Origin of the sequence: Microbispora sp. GKU 823, from assembly GCF_002027145.1 — a bacterium.
GTDB classification, from domain to species: Bacteria; Actinomycetota; Actinomycetes; order Streptosporangiales; family Streptosporangiaceae; genus Microbispora; species Microbispora siamensis.
The window spans coordinates 1-19,822 of sequence record NZ_MWJN01000096.1; the positions used below are offsets into that span (position 1 = coordinate 1).

18 protein-coding genes are annotated in these 19,822 nt (G+C 72.7%); 4 read left to right on the forward strand and 14 right to left on the reverse strand.

All coding sequences use genetic code 11. The annotated features are described in order from the left end of the window. Positions 1-198: 198 nt before the first annotated feature. The 7 genes from B1L11_RS34760 to B1L11_RS34785 form a co-directional block, all read right to left on the reverse strand. The gene (locus tag B1L11_RS34760; protein WP_179155465.1) at positions 199-1,269 is read right to left on the reverse strand and encodes an extracellular solute-binding protein; all 1,071 of its coding nucleotides are present in this window, start codon (positions 1,267-1,269) and stop codon (positions 199-201) included. 121 nt (positions 1,270-1,390) lie between these two features. Beyond that, entirely contained in the window at positions 1,391-2,800 is a 1,410-nt protein-coding gene (locus tag B1L11_RS34765) for an aminobutyraldehyde dehydrogenase (RefSeq protein ID WP_079319566.1), read from the reverse strand. Positions 2,801-2,814: 14 nt separating this feature from the next. Further along, the gene (locus tag B1L11_RS54290; protein WP_218671495.1) at positions 2,815-3,804 is read right to left on the reverse strand and encodes a thiamine pyrophosphate-binding protein; all 990 of its coding nucleotides are present in this window, start codon (positions 3,802-3,804) and stop codon (positions 2,815-2,817) included. Next, positions 3,801-4,424 (reverse strand): thiamine pyrophosphate-binding protein, encoded by a 624-nt coding sequence (locus B1L11_RS48920; RefSeq protein WP_218671496.1) that lies wholly within the window; start codon positions 4,422-4,424, stop codon positions 3,801-3,803. Before B1L11_RS48920 ends, B1L11_RS54290 begins: the two co-directional genes overlap by 4 nt. 221 nt (positions 4,425-4,645) lie before the next feature. After that, the gene (locus B1L11_RS34775; protein WP_079319567.1) at positions 4,646-5,665 is read right to left on the reverse strand and encodes an NAD(P)-dependent oxidoreductase; all 1,020 of its coding nucleotides are present in this window, start codon (positions 5,663-5,665) and stop codon (positions 4,646-4,648) included. Between the two features lie 13 nt (positions 5,666-5,678). Beyond that, positions 5,679-6,572, reverse strand: coding sequence for an allantoinase PuuE (gene puuE / locus B1L11_RS34780; protein WP_079319568.1), 894 nt, complete (start codon positions 6,570-6,572; stop codon positions 5,679-5,681). 65 nt (positions 6,573-6,637) lie between these two features. Then, positions 6,638-8,014, reverse strand: a complete 1,377-nt coding sequence (locus B1L11_RS34785; protein ID WP_079319569.1) for an amidohydrolase family protein — start codon at positions 8,012-8,014, stop codon at positions 6,638-6,640. 516 nt (positions 8,015-8,530) lie between these two features. Between B1L11_RS34785 and B1L11_RS34790 the strand changes: the two genes are divergently transcribed. Next, a complete protein-coding gene (locus tag B1L11_RS34790; RefSeq protein WP_179155466.1) occupies positions 8,531-9,253 on the forward strand; it encodes an SDR family NAD(P)-dependent oxidoreductase in 723 nt (240 codons plus the stop codon). Positions 9,254-9,298: 45 nt separating this feature from the next. Here B1L11_RS34790 and B1L11_RS34795 read toward each other — a convergent pair whose 3' ends face one another. From B1L11_RS34795 to B1L11_RS34815, 5 genes are all read right to left on the reverse strand, one after another. Further along, on the reverse strand, positions 9,299-9,982 hold the full coding sequence (locus tag B1L11_RS34795) for an endonuclease V (RefSeq protein ID WP_079319571.1): 684 nt from the start codon (positions 9,980-9,982) through the stop codon (positions 9,299-9,301). A gap of 149 nt (positions 9,983-10,131) precedes the next feature. Continuing rightward, on the reverse strand, positions 10,132-10,440 hold the full coding sequence (locus B1L11_RS34800; RefSeq protein ID WP_079319572.1) for a thiamine-binding protein: 309 nt from the start codon (positions 10,438-10,440) through the stop codon (positions 10,132-10,134). 73 nt (positions 10,441-10,513) lie between these two features. Further along, positions 10,514-10,999: a DUF6194 family protein gene (locus B1L11_RS34805; protein ID WP_079319573.1), complete on the reverse strand. Its 486-nt coding sequence runs from the start codon at positions 10,997-10,999 to the stop codon at positions 10,514-10,516. Between the two features lie 131 nt (positions 11,000-11,130). Next, positions 11,131-11,988 carry a universal stress protein gene (locus tag B1L11_RS34810; RefSeq protein ID WP_079319574.1) on the reverse strand — a complete coding sequence of 286 codons (858 nt, stop codon included), beginning with the start codon at positions 11,986-11,988 and terminating at the stop codon, positions 11,131-11,133. 190 nt (positions 11,989-12,178) lie between these two features. Next, positions 12,179-13,579: a cellulose binding domain-containing protein gene (locus tag B1L11_RS34815; RefSeq protein WP_079319575.1), complete on the reverse strand. Its 1,401-nt coding sequence runs from the start codon at positions 13,577-13,579 to the stop codon at positions 12,179-12,181. 214 nt (positions 13,580-13,793) lie between these two features. Between B1L11_RS34815 and B1L11_RS34820 the strand changes: the two genes are divergently transcribed. The 3 genes from B1L11_RS34820 to B1L11_RS34830 are packed head-to-tail and all read left to right on the forward strand — an operon-like array spanning position 13,794 to position 18,769. Continuing rightward, positions 13,794-14,933 carry a glutamate--cysteine ligase gene (locus B1L11_RS34820; protein ID WP_079319576.1) on the forward strand — a complete coding sequence of 380 codons (1,140 nt, stop codon included), beginning with the start codon at positions 13,794-13,796 and terminating at the stop codon, positions 14,931-14,933. A 3-nt stretch (positions 14,934-14,936) separates the two neighbouring features. After that, positions 14,937-16,718, forward strand: coding sequence for an N-acetylglutaminylglutamine amidotransferase (locus B1L11_RS34825; RefSeq protein WP_079319577.1), 1,782 nt, complete (start codon positions 14,937-14,939; stop codon positions 16,716-16,718). After that, the gene (locus tag B1L11_RS34830) at positions 16,718-18,769 is read left to right on the forward strand and encodes a prolyl oligopeptidase family serine peptidase (protein WP_079319578.1); all 2,052 of its coding nucleotides are present in this window, start codon (positions 16,718-16,720) and stop codon (positions 18,767-18,769) included. The genes B1L11_RS34825 and B1L11_RS34830 overlap by 1 nt, the downstream gene beginning before the upstream one ends. 16 nt (positions 18,770-18,785) lie before the next feature. Here the strand turns inward: B1L11_RS34830 and B1L11_RS34835 are convergent, their stop codons facing one another. Both B1L11_RS34835 and B1L11_RS34840 read right to left on the reverse strand, forming a co-directional pair. After that, positions 18,786-18,995 (reverse strand): hypothetical protein, encoded by a 210-nt coding sequence (locus B1L11_RS34835; protein WP_079319579.1) that lies wholly within the window; start codon positions 18,993-18,995, stop codon positions 18,786-18,788. 151 nt (positions 18,996-19,146) lie between these two features. Further along, positions 19,147-19,806: a hypothetical protein gene (locus B1L11_RS34840; protein ID WP_218671499.1), complete on the reverse strand. Its 660-nt coding sequence runs from the start codon at positions 19,804-19,806 to the stop codon at positions 19,147-19,149. Positions 19,807-19,822 lie beyond the last annotated feature (16 nt).

Below are 19,822 nucleotides of genomic sequence, written 5' to 3' on the forward strand. Positions count from 1 at the left end.
GCGGGCCGGGCCCCCGCCTGGCCCGCCGCCGCGGCCGGCCCGGCCGTCCGAGCCGGCCGCGGGACTCGCCTGCGGGCCGGGGGACGACGCACGGGATTGAATCTGGGAAAGTGCGCTCACTGTGCTCCTCGTTTCGCTCCGCGTTCCGCGTGCGAGCACGTTTCGCTCTCGGGCACGGTCAGGCCGCCGTCACGGTGGTCAGCCCGCCAGCCAAGCGGTGGTCTTCTCGATCGCCTTCTCCATGTTGGCGTTCCACCAGGCGGAGTCCATGACGATCGGAGCGTCCTCGCCCTCCAGCACGTGGGCGGTCGGGGCATCGGCGGCGTACGTGCCGGAGGCCGTGGCCTTGGGGTTGGCCGGGCCGTACGGGATGTACTGGGTGATCTTCCCGTTGTTGGCCGCCGAGGCGATGTAGGCGATGAGCTTCATCGCGTTCGCCTTGTCGGGGGCGCCCTTCGGCACGAAGAGGTAGTCGCACAGGTAGATCTGCTGGCCCCAGGTGTTGTCGATCGGCTGGCCCTCGTCCTTGGCCAGCTTGACGCGCCCGTTGTAGCAGTTGCCCATCACGGCCTCGCCGGAGGAGACCAGGTTGATGCACTCCGCGGCGTCCTTGAAGACGATCAGGTCGTCCTTGATCGGCTCCAGCAGCTTCAGCGCGCGGTCGACGTCGAGCGGGTAGAGCTTGTCGCGGGGCACGCCGTTCGCCATCAGCACCGCCTCCAGGATGCCCTGGAAGCCCGCGGTGCCGTCGATGGCCCGCTTGCCGGGATACTTCGCGGTGTTGAAGAAGTCGGCGTAGTTCCTGGGCGGGTTGGCCCCGAACTTATCGGTGTTGTAGGCGAGCACGATCGAGAAGACGAACAGCGGCACGCCCTGCTTGTAGACCTTGAACGGCCCGTTCGCGTAGTCACCGCAGGAGACGACCGAGCAGTCGATGTCCTCCAGGCGCGGGTTGCCCTCCAACCCGAAGTCGGCGCCGCCCTGGGCGATGTCCCAGGTCACGTTCTTGGCGTCGACCATCTGCTGGATCTTGGCGTACGTCACGGGGTTGTCCTGGACAACGCCGACACCGCTCTCCTTGCCGAACGGGTCGAGCCACGCCTTGGCGATGGCCTCCTGGCCCGTGCCGCCGAAGCCGGCGTAGGTGACGGAACCGGTGTCGCCGGACGCCCCGGCGTCGCCGCTCCCGCTCCCTCCGCCGCAGGCGGCGGTGAGGGTGAGGGCCAGCGCCAGCGAGGTGACGGCCCACAAAGTGCGTGAAACCTTCACGTTCTCACTTACCTTTCCTTTTCTGGGTTGGTCGTCCGACCGGCCGGGCGCCGGATCGCCGGCCCCCTCCCGCGGCCCGGCCCGGTCCGGGCGGACGTGTCCGGTGCGCGGCGGCAGCCGCTCACCGCTCCCCGGTGAAGCTCATGACGTGCTTGATGCGCGTGTAGTCGTCGAACCCGTAGGCCGACATGTCCTTGCCGTAGCCCGAGTGCTTGAAGCCCCCGTGCGGCATCTCGGAGACCAGCGTCATGTGGGTGTTGAGCCACACGGCCCCGAAGTCGAGGCGGGCGGCGACGCGCAGCGCGCGGGCGTTGTCCCGCGTCCACACACTGGAGGCCAGGCCGTACGCCGTGTCGTTGGCGAGCGCCACGGCCTCCTCCTCGGCGGCGAAGGGCTGCACGGTCACCACCGGCCCGAAGATCTCCTCGCGCACCACCTCGTCGGCCTGCCGCACGCCGGCGACGACGGTGGGGGCGAAGAAGTAGCCGGTGCCGCCCGCGCGTGCCCCGCCGGTCGTCACGGTGGCGTGCGCCGGGAGCCGTTCCACGAATCCGGACACCCGCCTGAGCTGGCTCGCGTTGTTGAGCGGGCCGATCGCCGCCTCCGGGTCGTCCGGCGGCCCGACACGGACGGCCGCAGCGGCGGCGGTCAGCTCCGCCACGAACTCGTCGTGCACGCTCTCGTGCACCAGCACCCGGGTGGCCGCGGTGCAGTCCTGGCCCGCGTTCGCGTACCCGGCCTCGGCGACCGTGCGGACGGCGACGTCCAGCTCGGCGTCGGGGAAGACCAGCACCGGCGCCTTGCCGCCGAGCTCCAGGTGGAGGCGCTTGAGCGACGCCGACGCCGCGACGGCCACCTCAGTCCCAGCCCTGACCGACCCGGTGATGGACACCATCTGCGGGATCCCGTGGGAGACCAGGGCGCGCCCGGTGTCTCGGTCGCCGCACACCACGTTGACGACGCCGGACGGCAGAACTCCGGACGCGATCTCGGCGAGCAGCACCGTGGTGAGGGGCGTGGTGTCGCCGGGTTTCAGCACCACCGTGTTGCCCGCCGCCAGCGCCGGGGCGATCTTCCAGACCGCCATCATCAGCGGGTAGTTCCACGGCGTCACCTGGGCGCACACCCCCACCGGCTCGCGCCGGATCATCGAGGTGTGGTCGTCGAGGTACTCCCCCGCCGACCTGCCCTCCAGGAGGCGGGCGGCGCCGGCGAAGAACCGCAGCACGTCCACGCACTCGGCCACCTCGGCCCCCGACGCGGCCATCGGCTTGCCGGTGTTCGCCGACTCGGCCCGCGCCAGTTCCCCGGCCCGGGCCGCGACCGCGTCGGCCAGCCGCAGCAGCAGCTCCTGCCGGACGCGCGGTGTGGTCCGCCGCCATCCGGCAAAGGCCCGCCCGGCCGCCCGGCAGGCGGCGTCGACGTCCACGGCTGCGGACAGCGGGGCGGTCGCGATCACTTTCTCGGTGCTCGGGTCCACCACGTCGGACGTGCGCCCGTCGGCGGCGTCCCGCCACCGCCCGTCGATCATGTTCTGTAGGGCCCTCACGGTCCCACCTCCCAGACGATCACGGTCGGCCGTGCGGCCGTCAGCGCGGCGGCGGCCTGCTTGGCCGCCTCGGCGGCGTTCGTCACGCGGACGCCGTGGCAGCCCATGGCCTGGGCGAGCGCCGCGAAATCGGGGCGGGCCAGGTCCACCGCGTACGGTGCGATGTCGCGGTCGAGCATGTTCTGCCGGATCTCGCCGAAGCCGTGGTTGTCGAGGATCACCACCGGCAGCGGCAGCCCCAGCTCGGCGCCGGTGACCAGTTCCTGGGCGCTGAACATGAACGCGCCGTCGCCGAGCAGGGCCACCACCGGCCGCGCCGGCTCCGCGAGCCGCGCCCCGATCGCCGCCGGCAGGCCGTACCCGAGGGTGGAGTAGCCGACCGGCACCAGATAGCGGCGTGGCTCGGACAGCGGCCAGAACGGCGCGGTGCCCAGGTAGGAGACCTGAGAGCTGTCACCCACCACGACGACGTCGCCGGGCAGCTCGGCCCGCAGCGCGTCCTGCGCCTCGCGCCACCGGTCGCCGCGCTCCACGGCCTGCTCCAGGCACCCGGCCCGGGCTTCGGCCGCCCGCCGTTCCCCGGCGCGTTCCGTTCCGGCGAGGCCGGCCGGGACAGCGGACGCGGCGAGCCCGGCCGCCAGCGCGGCCAGCGCCTCCCGGGCGTCGGCGTGCACCGGCAGCGTGGCGCGGAGGTTCTTGTGCAGCTGGGCCGGATCGAGATCGACCCGGATGACGGCCCCGCGCGGCGCCAGGCGGTCCGGCAGTTCGGCGTCGCCGAGTTCGCTGCCGACCACGAGCAGGACGTCGGCGTCCTCCATCAGCTTCCGGGCGGCGGCGAAGCCGAGGAAGGGGCCGACGGCCAGCGGATGGTCCTCGTCGAGCACCCCCTTGCCCGCGGTGGTGGTGACCACGGGCGCGCCGAGCGCCTCGGCGGCCACCCGCAGGGGCGCGGCACCGCCGAGCGAGCCTCCCCCGGCGACGATCACGGGGGATCCGGCCCGCGTGAGCAGGCGAGGGCCTCCGCCACCGCGGCCGGGGACGGCGCCGGCGGGTGCGGCGCGCGCCACGGACCCGGCACGTCGCCGTCCCAGGGCGCCTCCAGCACGTCCAGCGGCACCTCGATGTGCACAGGACGCGGGCGCTCGGCCGCCCAGCGCGCGAAGGTCTCGTGGACGGCGTCGACGGCCTGCGCCGGGGTGCCGGGCCGGACGCTGCGGGCCACCGCGGCGTCAGCGGCGGCCCGTTGGTCCTTCATCTCGTGCAGCCACCCGTAGTCGGCGCGTTCCCTGCCGGTCGGCACACCGGGCGACAGCACCAGGAGCGGGACGGAGTCGGCGTAGGCCGTGCCCATCGCGGCCATGGCGTTCATCAGGCCGGGCCCGCTGGTGGTGACGACGAGCCCCGGGCGGCCGGTGACACGGGCGTACCCGTCCGCGGCGTACCCCGCGCCCTGCTCGTGCCGGGTCACCACGTGACGGATCCCGCTCGCCGCCATGCCACGGTACAACTCCAGGTTGTGCGTGCCGGGGATGCCGAAGGCGAGGGCGGCCCCGTTGGCGGCGAGCGCCTCTGCAATGGCGGTTCCGGTCGTGCGTCGCGTGCTCATGCGTCCGGCTCCGCGAAGCTGCGGCGGGCCGGGGCGGGCGTGGTCTGGCGCCATCGGTCTCTCCCGGTGGTGTGCGGCGGGCGACACGACCAGGACACGCCGCGCGGATTTCGGTTGAGCATCATCTCGGGTTTCCAAACGATAAATTTGACGATCTATGGATCTTGATGCGTGTTTTTGACGATGTAGGCCATACATGGCGCGTGAATGTGAAAGTGCGCCTATACGGGCGTGCCGGGGCACTCCGGAGCACGGTTCTCGGGACTCCAGTTCGCGAGGGCCCACTCCCGGTACTCGTCCACCTGCCGCCGCAGGTCACGCGGTCGCCATCCCAGCTGCCGCGCCGCCCTCCGTACGCTGTAGGTCCCGTCTTTGCCCGAACGCAGTGCGGGGTCGGCGTCGGCGACCGCCCGCTCCCGGTCGGCGGCCAGTTCGACGCCGAACAGCTCGGCCAGCCGCGGCACCGGGACGCTGACCCCGCCGGCCAGGTTGAACGCCACGCTGCCCACGTCCGGCCCGCTGCACAGCAGGTCGAGCGCGGCGGCGACGTCGACCGCGCTGATCCAGTCACCGGCCGCCAGGAGCGTCCTGGGCGTCACCGCCAGCGGCGTCCCGGCGACGAGGGACCGCGCCAGGTGGTACGGCAGGGACATCAAGGTCCGCGAGGAGGTGGGCCGCTCCATCGGGCCGAACACCTTGGTGCAGCGCACGATCGGCACGCTGATGCCGTAGAGGGCGGCGAACCTCCTGGCCACCATCTCGGCGGCCACCTTGCTGACGCCATACATCTCGTCGGGCTCCAGAGGTGTGTCCTCGTCCTGCGGCTCCGTCCGCCCGGGGTCGCCCGCGCCGTACACGGCCGCGCTGCTGACGTGGACGACCCGGCCGACCGAACCGGCGCGGCGGGCTGCGTCCAGGACGGTGGCGGTGCCCATGACGTTGACGTCCAGGAACCGCCCGGGGTCCTCCCGCTCCCACTCGGGCACCAGGGTCACGGTGGCGCCGTGCACCACCGTCTCGGGCCGGTGGCGGGCGAACAGTGTCGCGACGCGGGCGCGGTCGCGCACGTCGCAGCGCTCGAAGTCCACCCGGCCGGCGACGTCCGCCAGGTGGCTCGACCAAGCCTCGTCCGGTTCGCCCACATCGAGGGCCAGCACCCGCGCCTCCTCGTGGTCACGCAGGAAGCACCGGATGAACACGCTCATCACGAAGCCGCAGGCTCCGGTCACCAGGACACGCATCGCCCGTCCCCCGTCAGGACGCGGGATGCGTCGCGTGCCAGTGCCGGGCGATGTCGACGCGGCGGGTCACCCACACGTCGTCCGCCTCGGCGGCGTAGTCGAGGAAACGCACCAGGTCGGCGGCACGGCCGGGGCGGCCGGCGATACGCGTGTGCAGCCCGACGCTCATCATCTTCGGCCGGTCGCCCCCCTCTTCGCGGAGCAGGTCGAGGGCCCGGCGCAGATAGGCGGAGAAGCTCTCCGACTGGAAGCCGTAGGTGTTCAGGTAGCGGCCGTCGTTGTTGTCCAGGGTGTACGGGACGACCAGGTGCGCCCGGTCGCCGACATGCTCCCAATAGGGCAGGTCGTCGGCGAAGGAGTCCGAGTCGTACAGGAACCCTCCCTCCTCCACCACCAGATGCCGGGTGTGCGGGCTCATCCTGCCGGTGTACCAGCCCTCGGGCCTGTCGCCGGTGACCCTGGTGTGCAGGTCGATCGCCCGGCGGATGTGCTCCCGCTCAAGCTCGGCCGGCATCTCGGCGTAGTCGATCCAGCGCAGGCCGTGGCAGGCTATCTCCCACTCCGCCTCCCGCATGGCGGCTACCGCCTCGGGGTTGCGCTGCAGGGCCTCGGCGATGCCGAAGACCGTGACCGGCAGCCCACGCTCGGTGAACAGCCGGTGCAGCCGCCAGAACCCGGCGCGGCTGCCGTACTCGTACTGCGACTCGACGTTGAGGTTGCGGATGTTGGGGAACTCCCGCGTCGGCTCCTCGGTCAGGAACGCCTCCGAGCACCGGTCCCCGTGCAGGACAGAACGCTCGCCGCCCTCCTCGTAGTTGACGACGAACTGCAGGGCGACCTTCGCGCCGCCCGGCCAGCCGGCGTGCGGCGGGCGCCGGCCGTATCCCTTGAGGTCTCGTGGGTACATGGGGTTCTGCTCACCTCTCGGACGGGGGTGGTTCGGGGGTCGTCAGGGCGACGTACGGTCACGTCTCAGCAGTCGGGAACGGAGGCGGCGCGGCGGGCCGGCAGGAGCGGGACCACACCGGTGTCCGCGCCCGAGTCGGCGACGAGCGGGGCGACAAGCCGGCCGCTCTGGTAAACGGCCCGCACGTCCCACAGCCGGGAGACGTCGCGGGTGGCGTCGCCGCCGACCACGAGCAGGTCGGCGAGGCGGCCGGGCGCGAGGGTGCCCACCTGGTCGGCGATGCCGCACGCCTCGGCGGCGACCGCGGTCGCCGCGCGGATGGCCGCGAGCGGCGACATGCCGGCCGCCACGGCCAGCTCGATGCCGTGCTGCAGTCCGCCGAAGGCGACGTCGTACGGACCGGCGTCGCTGCTGATCGCGATGCGCGGCCCCAGGCCGTCGGCCAGCATCGACGACAGGATGCCGAGCTTCATGTCGAAGTACGCCTCGATGGCGGAGACCCGGCCCTTCTCCACGTCGCCGAGCGGGCCGTGCTCGGCCCGCCGGCGCAGCTCCACAAGCGTCTCCCAGCCGCCGGTCTGGGCCGTGAAGCTGATGAAGGTGCCCGCGTCGTGCACCGTCTGGGCGACCGCCGGGTCGTAGACCATGCGGCCGCTGGAGGCGACGCCACCGCCGAACTCCATCATCTCGCCCGGCACGAGGAATTCGCCGTGCTCGATGCAGTCGAGGCCGGCCTCGACCGCGTTGACCATCGAGGACGTGGCCCGGCAGTGAGCGGTGGTCAACCGGCCCAGGCCGTGCGCCGTCTCGACGGCGACGCGCATCTCGGCGGCGGTGTAGGAGGAGTAGTAGGGGATGTTGCCCGCTGTCGCCCCGCCGGAGGCCATGATCTTGATGTGGTCGGCCCCCTCGGCCACCAGGCGGCGTACGGCCGCGCGGATCTGGTCGGCCCCGTCCGCGACCCCGTTACACCAGTAGAAGTGCCCGTACGAATGGGTGATGGGGCGGCCTGCGAGCAGCATCCGGGGGCCTCTGACATAGCCTCGCTCGACCGCCTCCCGCACCTCGAACACGATGCGGTTGCGCCCGCCGTTGTCCCGGATCGTGGTGACGCCGGAGGCGAGGTGCCGCTGCAGGTTGCTGACGGCGATCAGTGCCATCATCTCGTCCGAGTCGAGAACCTGCTGTTCGTACGGGGTACCGTCCCCGGTCAGCGTTATGTGGCAGTGCGCGTCGACGAGACCGGGGACGACGGTGGCGTCCCCGTAGTCGATCACGCGCACGCCGGGCCGGGCGAGGTCCTCGGCGGCGTCCGCGGCCGCGCACACCCGCACGACACGGTCTCCCCGCACCTCGATCACCGCGTCGTGCAGGACGTCGTCGCCGAGGGCGGGATACACCCGCGCCGCCCGGAGAAAGCGCTGGTCCGAGCTGAGGTCCACTGAATTCCTTTCTGCCGGGCGGCCTCGGGGGCCGCGCCACCCAAGCCGGGGCGGGCACGGCCGCTCGCCACGGCCTGCCGATGGCGAGGCACGGGCGGGAGCGGCCGTCGGATGACCGCTGCCGGACCGGGCGGCCCAGGATGACGGGACTCTCCCCGGAGCCCCGGCGCCCGTCGCCAAGGGTCGATCAAGTTCCTCAAATGTGACAGAGCTCTTCCAGGCTTGTCTAGAGGGCGGATGGCGTTCACATCGATTTCACACAGGCCTCCACCCCATCTCCAGGGCCCCTCAAGGGGAGCCCTCTCTGCCGCCTCAAGGTCTGCGCAGGGCAACCGGGCACGCCAGCCCACGTATACGGCTGGCGTTATCGAACCTTGACGTATCGAGGCCTGGACATCCCGCAGAGGCGGAGGCATATTGTCGGCCCCACAGCTCGCTCAAATTTGACGAACATTTCCACCGGTTGACGGATGGTCGGAGATGCCGTACCGGGAATCCGGGGAGAGAGGAAGCACAATGCCTGGAACCGTCCTGGTGACCGGAGCCGCTTCGGGAATCGGCGCCGCGACCGCGCGACGACTGCACGAGCACGGCTGGCGGGTGTGGGCAGCCGACCTCGACGAACGCGGCCTGGGAAGGCTGAGTCCAGAGATCGTCAGCCGGGCGGTGGACGTGACCGACGAGGCCGCCGTCGAATCGCTGCTCCACGACGTCGGACAGGCCGAGGGATGCCTTGACGGGGTCGCGGCCTGCGCGGGGATCAGTCACACCGCGCCGGCCCCCGAGACGCCGTCGCGGACGTTCGACGAAGTGCTCAACGTAAACCTGCGCGCCGTTTTCGTGCTGGCGCGGGCGGCCCTGCCGCTTCTCGCCCGATCTACCGCCCCCTCCTTCGCGGCGATCGCGTCCGAGCTCGGCACGGTCGGCGCACCGGGGCTGAGCGCGTACAGCTCGTCCAAGGCGGCCGTCATCAACCTCATGCGCGTCCTCGCGCTGGAGAACGCCGCGCGGGGCATCCGCTTCAACGCCGTGGCGCCCGGCGGCACCAGGACACCGATGCTGGAGCGAGAGCAGGCGCGCCTCGGCAGGACGCTCGCGGACTCGGCGGCGAACATCCCGCTCGGCCGGCTGGCGGAGCCCGCCGAGATCGCGTCGGTCGTCGAGTTCGTGCTGTCGCGCGACTCCTCGTTCATGACGGGCAGCGTGCTGGTCGCCGACGGCGGCTACACGGCGCGATGACGGGGTGAGGAACCGGGGGTGTGTGCCGCGTTCGCCGGGCGCTCGTCAGGCGGAGGCGGCCAGGGCGGCCTTCAGCGCCGAGCGGGACAGGCGGTCGGCGGCGCGCGTCGTCTCGGGGAGCCGGTGACGCGGGGTCAGGGCCAGCACGTCGTGGCAGGCGGTCTCCAGGTCGACGCGGTGGCCGACGGAGACGAAGACCGGTTTGACGTCGTCCCGGGTGCGCAGCACGCGGCCGACCACCTGGCCGTCCAGGAGCAGGTCGCTCCACGAGCCGCGGTCCCGGCCGGGCGGCTCGAAGGAGCCCACGAAGGCCGTCTTGCCGACCCCGATCGTAGGCAGGCCGGTGAGCACCCCGAGGTGGCAGGCGAGTCCGAACCGCCGCGGATGCGCCAGGCCGTACCCGTCGCAGACGATCAGGTCGGGTGTGACGGTGAGCCGCTCCAGCGCCTCGACGAGGCTGGGCAGTTCGCGAAAGGCGAGCAGGCCGGGCACGTAGCCGAAGGCGGGCCGTCCCGGCGCCGTCACCTGCTCGACCACGTCCAGGGTCGTCCCGTCGAGCACCACGACCGCGGCGGCCAGCAGGTCGTCGGCATAGGCCACGTCCACCCCCGCGACCAGGGCGGGGTCACGGGGACCTGGGCCGGTCAGGTCCAGCCGGGGTCGCAGGGCGTCCGGGATCGCCTCCGCCTCCTCGGCCGTGGCCGGCGCGGCGATGGAACAGACCTTCATGCGGCGACGATAGACGCCACGGGCGACCGGACGGGTGTCAGGGTTCGGGTTACCCAGGGTGCGTAGGCGGGCGACTCCGCCTTCGGCGCGACGCTCCGCCCAGCCCGATGGGAAGTCCGTCCCCGTCCGGATCGGCAGCCCGGCCGTGGTCAGGAGGCGCCTTCGGCGAGGTGGCGTTCCACGGAGGCGACCTTGGCGTCGAGCCTGCCCTGCCCGGCGCGGGCGTCGGCCTTGAGCACCAGGCTGACGCGGGAGCAGCGGGCCTCGACGGCGGCGACAGCGTCCTTGACGACACCGAGCACCTCGTCCCACGTCTCCCCCTCGACCGTGGTGAACATGGCGTCGGTGCGGTTGGGCAGCCCGGACGCGCGGACCACGCGCACCGCCTCCGCCACCGCCTCGCCGACATCCTCACCGGCGCCGATGGGCGTGACGCTGAAGGCGACGAGAACCGACATGAGACCTCCTCGAAGATCGCATCCCCCGGGCCACGCTAACACCCGCCGCCGGGCGGCAGCGGGTGCGGGTGGGTCACGCGCGGGTGGTCCGCTCGCCCGTCCTGTGGCGGGCGAGCGCACGGGCGTGCGCGCCGGTCAGGAGATCGCGCACCCGCGCGCCGGTGGCGTCGCCGGGGTTGAGCACGCAGATCCAGGACTGCGCGGCGTACAGGGGGTGCGGCAGGATGCGGTCCGGCACCCGGTAGTCCAGCGCCTCGTGGTGGTCGGCGTGCGCGGCCGGCGGATAGCCGAGCACTTCCTCGAACACGGTGCGGCCGACCCCCATGTTGACCCGGAAGACGCCGGGGCGGTTCAGGTCGGAGGCGGTGTCGAACCCCTCGTAATCCTTCACGACGATCGTGGCGAAGGGCATCTTCCGGTTGGCCGGCTCGTCGTCGGGGTCGTAGTAGAAGAAGGTGTCTCCCCATGCCGCCTGCGGGGCGCCGTTGTCCTCCGCGGCGGTGAAGGCGACGACACCCGGCAGGCCGGTCACGAATTCGATGACGTCGTTCTCGGTCACACGAGGTCCTTTTCTCTCCGGATTTCCTCCTTCAAGTTTCTCATTGAAGTCCTATATGGGACTTTTCCCGGGAATCCGCTGACAGCCACTCGCCAACCCTCAAGTCGCGGGTGAGACCAGCGCGCCCGGTCTCAGCTCCGGGGAGGCCGTACCACCGCGACGGGGCAGTGCGCGTGGTGCAGGACCGCCCGGCTCACCGAGCCGAGCACCGCCGCGCCGACGGCGCCGCGCCCGTGCGACCCCACTACGAGCAGGTCGGCCTTCTCCCCGGCCTCGACCAGGGCGGCGACCGGGTGCGCGCAGACGGCCCGCATCTCGGCGGCGACGTCGGGATACCGGTCCTGGTAGGTACGCAGCGCGCCCGCCACGTAGTCCTCCTGGGCCTTGCGCACCTCGTCGACGTCGTAGGTGATCTCGGGTGCGAAGGGGTGCACCGGGAGCTGCCAGGCGTACAGGGCGAGCAGCCGGCAGTCGCGCAGCCGCGCCTCCTCGAACGCGTAGGTCAGTGCGGCAGCGGCCTCGGCGGAGCCGTCCACGCCGACGACGACCAGCCCGTGGGGCGCCGACACCCCGGCACGCACCACGACGACGGGGACGTCCACCTGACCGGCGACGTGCATGCCGACCGACCCGAGCAGCATGCCCGCGAACCCGCCGTGTCCCCTGCTGCCGATCACGATCTCCGCCGCGTTCCCGGACTCCTGACGCAGCACCCGGGACGGGTCGCCCTCGATCATGGCGGTGGCGACGCGGACGGCCGGGTGGGTCTCCCGCACGGCCTGCTCGGCTTCCTCCAGGATCCGCCGTCCGGCCCGGTCGAGTTGGTCGTCGATGGGGATGGGATAGCGCGCGATCTCGTACGGCAGGCGGTCCACCGCGTGGACGATCCGCAGCGGCAGGCCCTTGCGCGCCGCGTCGCCCGCGGCCCACTCCACGGCGGCGGCCGCCGCGCGCGAGCCGTCGGTGCCCACGATGACGGGTTCGGTCATGGCTCCTCCTCCTTCTGCTCCTGTCCCCTATCCGACCGCCTGCGCCTCGTCGGAGGCAGGGCCGCTGGTCCCTGCGCCGCGGGACCTTTTCTCCTCCCCCAGGGGCAGACGTGGCAGACATGGAGCGGCCGGCTCGCGTGGCGCCGAGGCACCGCCGCGAGCCGGCCGGAGGCCGGGAACCGGTAGGAGGTCAGGAGCAGGTGAACCCGCTCGCCCCCGGCGAGGAGGGGCCAGACGCCTGGAAGCCGAAGCTCGCCGACGCGCCGGGCGCGAGGTTCGTCGCCCACGAGGGCGCCTTGGCCGTCCAGCGGGTGCCGCTGGAGGTCACGGTCGCGCTCCAGCCGCTGACGAGACTCACTCCTGACGGCATGTCCCAGGTGACCGTCCAGTTCTGCCAGGCCGCGGTGCCGGTGTTCTTGACCGTGACGTTCGCCGTGAATCCGCCCTGCCACGAGTTGGCCACCTGGTAGGTCACCTGGCAGGTCCCGGGGTTCGCCGACGGGGACGGGCTGGGGCTGGGCGACGCGGACGGGGACGGGGACGCAGAAGGAGACGCGGAGGGGGACGCCGACGGCGAGGCGGAGGGCGAGGCCGACGGTGACGCCGAGGGCGACGCGGACGGCGACGGTGACGGCGAGCCGCTGGGCGTCGTCGTGGTGTAGGTCGCCTCCGTGTAGTCCGCGCCGCACTGCGATCCGCAGGACGCGGGCAGGGCGAAGCTGTAGACCCGGCCGCCGTTCACCAGCGCGTCGGAGGCGTCGCGCACCCGGATCTGGAACCGCGTCGCGCCCTGCGTGACCCCGCCGATGATGTACGACTGGCCCATGTCGGAGTTCATCTGGGCCTGCTTCCAGGCGCCGTCGGCGTAGTACTCCACCCCGTGGATGCCGTTGGGCAGGTGGGAGACCGCGATCGCGGGCCACCACGCCTGCGCGCCCTTCATGAACCCGATCCTGATGTCGCCGCTGTAGCCGGGTGCCGGGACGAACGACCAGGTCACGTGGCGGTTGTTCCAGTGGTTCGGGTACATGTCCCCGACCGGCGCCCCGTTCTTGACGAACCTGTTGAGCGACGGCTTCGACAGGTCCAGGTGATACCGGTCGTCGCGGCACCAGCCGTTGGAGTCGCCGCAGCTGTCGGCGACGAGCATGGTGAGCGTGGCGCCGTTGTAGGCGTCGGAGACCCACGAGCCGTTGCGGCAGAACGCCTGGCCGGGCGCGCCGTCGTTGACGCCGGTGCAGTAGTCGGAGATGCTCACCTTCACGTACCGGCCGCAGTTGAGGCCGTTGTTCCACAGCCCGGCCTTGGAGGCGTTCGCGCCGGTCAGCGGCCGGGGGTAGAAGGAGTAGTCGCCGGGCGTGTCGTACACGTTGAGCGCGACGAAGTCCTGTGAGTCCAGCTCCGACTGCGGCAGGCCGCAGCCCCCGTACGGCGAGCCGAGGCCGTCGAAGTAGGTCGCGCTGCCGGTCACCGGCGCGGGCGGGTCGTCGACCGCGCCGGCCGGGGTCGCGGCGGGCCAGGCGGTGAGCAGCACCGCGGCGACGGCGGCCGCCCAGATGCGGCGTCGGACGGAGGTTGCGCGGCCGGTCATCGGGCTCCCTGCGGTCACGGTCGTGCTGGAAACGCCGAGATCGTGGCGGTGGGGCGGCGGGCCGGTCAAGGCGCGCCCACGGGCGACCCCGGTGAGCTGGGCCGTCCTCGGTGAGGGCCTGTAACTTTCATCACCATCCGAAACCAGAGACGTGCGTAAGCCGACTTTCGGGGCAGAGGAGGCAAAAGCACTCATCAGCCTGGGGAGCGGCTACATGACACACCTCGCACGGGACATGGCGGTCGGCGTCGAAGAGGAGTTCCACGTCGTGGACCTGGGAACCCGGCAGCTCGTCCCGCGCGCCGGCCTGCTCCTTCAGCAGTTGCCGCCCGACCGGTTCACTCAGGAGTTGCAGCGCTCGATGGTGGAGGCCAACACCCGCCCGTGCACGAGCCTGGAGGACCTCTCCCGGGAGCTGACGGGGCTGCGGGCCGACGCGGTCGCGGCGGCGGACGGCCTCGGTCTGGGCATCGTGGCCGCGGGCACGGTCCCGCTGGTCGACGCCGAGACGATGAAGATCTCCCCCGATCCGCGCTACGAGCAGATGCTGGCCGACTACCAGGCGCTCGCCCGCGAGCAGCTCATCTGCGGCACCCAGGTGCACGCCGAGGTGCGCGACCGCGACCTCGCGGTGGCCGTCACACACCGGCTGGCTCCCTGGCTGCCGCCGCTGCTGGCCCTGAGCTGCAGCTCGCCGTACTGGATGGGGGCCGACACCGGCTACGCGAGCTTCCGGTCGATGGTGTGGCAGCGCTGGCCGACCGCGGGACCGGCGGCGCGGTTCGAGTCGGCCGAAGAGTACGACGCGATGGTGGACGAGCTGATCCGGTCGGGGGTCATCAGCGATCCCGGCATGCTCTACTTCGACGTACGTCCGTCGGCGCACGTGCCGACCGTCGAGCTGCGGCTGTGCGACGCCTGCCCGCGGGTGGACGACATCGTGCTGATCGCCGGGCTGTTCCGCGCACTCGTCAGCCGGGAGCTGGACACCCTCGCCGCCGACGAGCCGCCCTCCGCGGCCGCGGAGTCCGTGCGTACGGAGCTGGTGCGGGCCGCCTCCTGGCGGGCGGCGCGTTCGGGACTGGACGGCGAGCTGGTCGATCCCGTCGAGGGCGTGCCGAGGCCGGCCCGCACGGTCGTCGGCCGGATGCTGGAGGTGCTCCGGCCGCAGCTGGAGGAGTCCGGCGACTGGGCGCTCGTCTCGTCGCTCGCGGCCCGGGCGCTGGCCGACGGCGGATCGGCCGCCCGGCAGCGCGAGGCGTTCCGGCGCGGCGGCCTCCTGGCCGACGTGGTGGACCTCCTGCTGGCGGAGACGAGATCCGGAGATCGGCGACTCGCGGCGGCCGGGAGGTAGGACATGTGCGGACTGACCGGCGAGATCCGGTTCGACGGGCGGCGCGCCGACATCGGCGCGGTGGGCAGGATGACCGACGCGATGCACGACCGCGGCCCGGACGGGTCGGGCCTGTGGTCACAGGGCCCGGTCGCCCTCGGCCACCGGCGCTTGAAGATCATCGACCTGTCGGACAAGGCGGCTCAGCCGATGGCGGACCCCGCCCTCGGCCTGGCCGCGGTCTTCAACGGCTGCCTCTACAACTACCGTGAGCTGCGCGAGGAACTGCGGGCCGAGGGCTACCGCTTCTTCTCCGACTCCGACACCGAGGTCCTGGTCAAGGCGTTCCACCGCTGGGGCTCGGACTGCGTGCACCGCTTCGCGGGGATGTTCGCCTTCGCCGTCTTCGAACCGGGGACGGGACGGCTGACGCTCGCCCGCGACCGGCTCGGTATCAAGCCGATGTACGTGTCCGGAGACGGGCGGCGGCTGCGCTTCGCCTCCACCCTGCCCGCGCTGCTGGCCGGGGGCGAGGTGAGCACCGACATCGACCCGGTCGCGCTGCACCACTACATGACCTTCCACTCGCTGGTGCCCGGCGACCGCACGATCCTCGCCGGCGTGCGCAAGCTGCCCCCGGCGACCGTACGCACGGTCGAGGCCGACGGGACCTCCCACGACACGGTCTACTGGGACCCGCCCTTCACCCGGCTGCCGCGATACGAGGGGATGGACGCGCACGACTGGCGCGAGGCCGTGCTCGACCGGCTGCGCGCGGCGGTCCGCAGGCGCATGGTCGCGGACGTACCGGTGGGCGTGCTGCTGTCGGGCGGGCTGGACTCCAGCGTCATCGTGGCCCTGCTGGCCGAGGAGGGCCAGCGGGACCTGTCGACGTTCAGCATCGGTTTCCACGCGGCCGGCGGCGACGCGGGAGACGAGTTCCGCTATTCCGACCTGGTCGCCGAACGCTTCGGCACCGACCACCACCGCATCCTCATCGAGGACTCCCGCCTGCTTTCCGGCCTGCCGGAGGCGGTGCGCGCCATGAGCGAGCCCATGGTCAGCCACGACTGCGTCGCCTTCCACCTGCTGTCGGGGGAGGTGGCCAGGCACGTCAAGGTCGTGCAGTCCGGCCAGGGCGCCGACGAGGTGTTCGCCGGATACCGCTGGTTCCCCCCGCTGGCCGCCGTGCCGCGCGAGGACGCCTTCGCGACGTACGCCCGGGAGTTCTTCGACCGGCCGCACGAGGACCTGGCCGGCATCGTCGCACCGGACCACCTGGTCGAGGAGGACGTGAGCGCCGACGTCGTCCGCCGCCACCTCGACCGGCCGGGCGCCGAGACCGCGCTCGACGCGGTGTTGCGCCTGGAGACCCGGCTGATGCTCGCCGACGACCCGGTCAAACGGGTGGACAACATGACGATGGCCCATGGCCTGGAGGCCCGTACGCCGTTCCTCGACCACGAGCTGGTCGAGCTGGCGGCGGCGTGCCCTCCGGAGCTGAAGCTGGCCGGGGGCGGCAAGGGCATCCTGAAGGAGGCCTCCCGGGCGCTGCTGCCGCGCGAGGTCGTCGACCGGCCGAAGGGCTACTTCCCCGTGCCCGCGATCCGGCACATCGACGGGCCCTTCCTCGACCTGGTGCGCGACGCGCTCACCGCGCCCGCCGCGCGCTCCCGCGGCCTGTTCGACAAGGCGTACGTCGAGGAGCTGCTGGAGAACCGGGAGGCCCACCGCACCACGACGGGGGTCAACGTGCTGTGGCAGCTCGGACTGCTGGAGATGTGGCTGCAGGCGCAAGGAATCTGATGGCGGAGCACCTCCTCGGCGCTGTGTTCCCCGGCGCTGTGTTCCCCGGCACCGGGTCCCCCGACGCCGGGTTTCTCGAGGTCTGGGGCTGCTGGACGCCGGCTCTGGCGCCGGACCGGCGCGCCGTCGCGTACGTCAGCGACCGGGACGGCGCGCCGCGGGTCTGGGTCCAGCCGCTGGAGCCGGGCGGGCGGGCACGGGTCGTCGACACCGGGCCCGAGCCGGTCGCCGACGTGAGCTGGTCGCCGGCCGGGGACCGGCTGGCGGTGCTCGTGGCGCCGGGCGGCGGCGAGCACACGCAGGTCTGGACGGTCCGCGCCGACGGCGGCGACCTGCGTCCGCTGGCCGCGCCCGAGGGCGGTTCGGCGTGGTTCGCGGAGTGGACCGGCCGGGGCGACCTGCTCCTGGTGACCGAGGTCTCGGCGGCCGGACTGACCGAGGCCCTGCTGATCGACGCGGCCACCGGCAGCCGGGAGACGGTCGCCGCCGGGCCGCTGCTGCACCCGGAGGCGGTCAGCCGCGACCACGCGAGGGTGCTGCTGCGGTGCGGTCCCCGCGGGGTCAGGCGCATGTACGTCAAGGACCTCTCCCCGGGCGGCATCAACCTCCCGGGAGGTGACGCGGGCCTGTCCGGGGCTGGCCCAAGCCTTCCCGGGGGTGGCACGGGCCTGGCCGGGGGCGTCGCCGAGCGGCCGCTGCTCGCGGAGCTGCCCGGCTCGACCGAGCACGGCGTGCTCTCGCCCGGCGGAGGCACCGCCTACCTGCTGACCGACGCGGGCCGGGACCGCGCCGCGCTGGTCGCCGTGCCGGTCGACGGGTTGGTCGGCGCGCCGGTCGAGCTGCCGGTCGGCGGGGGCCGGGAGGGCCTGCCGGTCGTGGTGGCCGAGCGCCCGGACGCCGAACTGGACCGCTTCGCGCTCACCGTGGACGGGCGGCGCCTCGTGCTGGTGTGGAACACGGCCGGGCGCTCGGAACTGGAGGTGCTGGAGGCGGGCAACGGCCCCGGCGGCGGTTCGGATGACGCCGGCACCGCGGACACCGGGCCTGGTGCGGGTTTCGGTGCGGGGTTCGGCGGCGGCCGCGGGTGGGTGCGACGCCCGCTCCCCGCTCCGCCCGGTGAGGTGGTCTCCTCGGTCAGGCTCGCACCGGACGGCCGGGTGGCCGTGCTCGCCGTCGAGGGACCGGCCCAGCCGTCGCACGTCGTGCTGTGCGACCTGGACACGGGCCGATACCTGCCGGTCGCCGGAACCGGCCCGCTCGCCGCGGCCGTGGGTGCCGAACTCGTACGCGTCCCGGCCCGCGACGGGCTGGAGCTCAGCGGCTGGCTCTACCGGCCGCCCGGCGTCCCGGGCCCGGCGCCGTACGCGGTCTTCCTGCACGGCGGGCCCGAGGACCAGGAGCGACCGGTGTTCACCCCGCTGTACCAGTGCCTGGTGGCCGCCGGCATCGGCGTGTTCGCGCCGAACGTACGCGGCTCGGCCGGGTTCGGCCGGGCCTTCCGCGACGCCGACAACCACGCGCTGCGCTTCCGCGCGATCGACGACGTGGCCGACTGCGCCGCCTACCTGGTGCGGGCAGGGCTCGCCGACTCCGCCCGGCTCGCGTGCCTGGGCTGGTCGTACGGCGGCTATCTCACGCTGGCCGCGCTCGTCACGTACCCACGGCTCTTCCGCGCCGGGGTGGACGTGTGCGGCATGGCGGACTTCGCCACCTTCTACGAGCGCACGGAGCCGTGGATCGCCGCGGCCGCGGTGAGCGAGTACGGCCATCCGGAGGCGGACCGCGACCTGCTGCACGCCCTGTCGCCCCTGCACGCCTTCGACCGCCTGACGGCTCCCCTGCTCGTGGTGCACGGCGCGCGGGACACCAACGTCCCGGCGTACGAGGCCGAGCAGGTCGTCCGCGCGGCCCGGGCCCGGGGCGTGCCCTGCGAGCTGCTGCTGTTCGAGGACGAGGGGCACGAGATCCGGCGGCGGGCCAACCGGGTCGTGTTCGTGCGGCGAGTGACCGAGTGGCTCGGACGGCGCCTGACCGGCGCGTCCTCCGGGTGACTCCCGGCGGCGGCTCTCAGCGCGACTCGTGCAGCCGCGCCAGGTCGCTCTCCATCTTGGCGATGACCCGCTGGTACCCCTCCCAGCCATACAACCGGAACAACTCGGACTTCATGCGGAGCGTCTCCTCCTGCACCGCCTCTGGACCCTGGCGGCGTATGGCGTCGAGCGCGAGACGCGCCTGCCGCTCTCGGTCGGTGCTTCCGGCGAGATCCTCGCGTCTCATCTCAGGAGTAGGCATGGGGCTCTGCCCTCCGGGTCTGGACGAACGGTGCCTACACCTGACGCGCCTCGGCGGCCCTAGGTTGACGGCCGCGGGAAAAACTTCTGAACAAGTGCCTACCGGCGAGTAGGCATCACGCGGCCCCGACGCCCCGTCAGGGCGCCTCGCCGCCCGGGACGTCGACCGCGATCTCGCCGCCAAGCCGATGCCCTTCGCTGAGCACGAGGTTGTCGCCGCTCCAGAACCTTCCGGGGTCGTACCAGTTCGGGCGGCGGCCGGCGGGCAGCAGGCCCATCGCCTCGTACGTCACGGCGACGACCTCCGCGCAGTAGGCCGTCTCCAGTGCGCTGTCCAGCACACCGGTTCGGGGGGCGCCGTCCCGTCCCCCGCGCCGGAGCGAGGGCAGTCGCCCGCGCAGCCAGCGCCCGGCCAGGCGGGCCGTGGACGGGAACGGCGTGCCGTCCAGCCGCGCGATCGTCCGCAGGACGGCGTCCTCCATCTCCCTGGTGGCGGACGGCTCCAACTGCCGCAGCCAGGCGCGCTGGCCGTACCTGGCCGCCCAGACGCAGATGGCGTCCCGCATGTCGTGCAACTGGACGCCGCGCTGATGCGTGCCCGACCACATGTCGGGCAGCGACCGGCCGAGTTCGGCGTGCCACATGAGGGGCGGCAGGTCCTCGATGACGACGGCCATGCCGACGTGGTTCACCGGGCTGTTGGTGGTCACCTGGATGGCGCGGTCCGGCACACTGCGTCCGCGGAACACCCAAAGGTCGCCGGTACGGGCTAGTTCGATCGCTTTGTCGAGACTTATCCGCGTATGAGCCACG